The sequence below is a fragment of the Streptomyces actuosus genome, from assembly GCF_016921115.1.
Lineage (GTDB): Bacteria > Actinomycetota > Actinomycetes > Streptomycetales > Streptomycetaceae > Streptomyces > Streptomyces actuosus_A.
Map to the genome: position 1 here is coordinate 1 of NZ_JAFFZS010000103.1, position 1,316 is coordinate 1,316.

The following is a 1,316-nucleotide window of genomic DNA, read 5'->3' on the forward strand; positions in this document are numbered from 1 at the left end:
TTTTATTAGTAGTAAATAAAATATATAATTCTATTCATGTCTTTATTATTATTATTAATACCTTTAATAGGAATAGGTTTCGTAACAATAGAAGCTAATTATGGTTTAGCTTTAACAAATAGTATAAGAATAAAATCAATAGCTTTAATAACTTCAATAGTTAATTTAGTAGTTTCATTAGTTATGTTTATACTATTTGATTTTAGTAGTAAACAATATCAGTTTATTGAAGAGCATTATGAAATAAGTTATTTTGATATATATCTAGGAGTAGATGGATTATCTATCTATTTTATTTTATTAACAACAATAATAATGCCAATAGCTATATTATCTAACTGAAATTCAATACAATCTAAAAATGTATTATCATTTGTAGTAATAATGTTATTATTAGAAACATTATTATTAGGTGTATTCTTAGTATTGGATATATTATTATTCTATATATTCTTCGAAAGTATATTACCACCTTTATTTTTACTAATAGGATTATTTGGTTCAAGTAATAAAGTAAGAGCAAGTTTTTATTTATTCTTATATACTTTATTAGGTTCATTATTTATGCTATTATCAATAGTAGCAATGTCTTCTATAATGGGAACAACTGATTTTGATGCTTTATCAAAAGCAAATTTCAGCTATATAACTCAATTATTTTTATTTTATGGTATATTTATAGCTTTTGCTGTAAAAACTCCAGTAATCTTTTTAAATACTTGATTACTTAAAGCTCACGTTGAATCACCATTATCAGGTAGTATTATTTTAGCTGGAATAGTTTTAAAATTAGCTTTATATGGTATATTTAGATTAATATTACCTTTATTACCAAAAGCTTCTTTAAATTATACTTACATAATCTATGTAATTGGTGTAATAACAATCATTTATGCTAGTTTTAGTACATTAAGAACAATAGATATTAAAGAACTTATAGCTTACTCTTCAGTATCTCACGCAGCTGTGTATTTAATGGGTGCATTTAGTAATACAATACAAGGTATTGAAGGTTCAATAGTTTTAGGTTTAGCTCACGGATTTGTTTCATCAGGTCTATTTATTTGTGCAGGAGGTATTTTATATGACAGATCTTCTACTAGATTAATTACATATTATAGAGGTATGGCTCAAGTTATGCCTATATTCTCTGTATTATTCTTCATATTATCATTAGGAAATAGTGGTACTCCTTTAACTCTAAATTTCATAGGTGAATTTATGTCAATATATGGAGCATTTGAAAGAATGCCTATATTAGGTGTATTAGCTAGTACTTCTATAGTATTCTCTGCTGCTTATACAATATTTAGGTA

Annotated in this window: 1 protein-coding gene and 1 pseudogene; both read left to right on the forward strand. The window is 24.4% G+C overall.

The features are described 5' to 3' along the window. Positions 1-36 precede the first annotated feature (36 nt). Complete coding sequence (locus JS756_RS38900) at positions 37-342, forward strand: hypothetical protein (protein ID WP_205387427.1); 306 nt, start codon at positions 37-39, stop codon at positions 340-342. A 42-nt stretch (positions 343-384) separates the two neighbouring features. Further along, positions 385-1,316: pseudogene (locus JS756_RS38905) on the forward strand (complex I subunit 4 family protein); the annotation flags it as partial.

Coding starts and splice junctions, on each gene's coding strand:
- JS756_RS38900 (WP_205387427.1), top strand. CDS start 37: ATGTCTTTATTATTATTATTAATACCTTTAATAGGAATAGGTTTCGTA.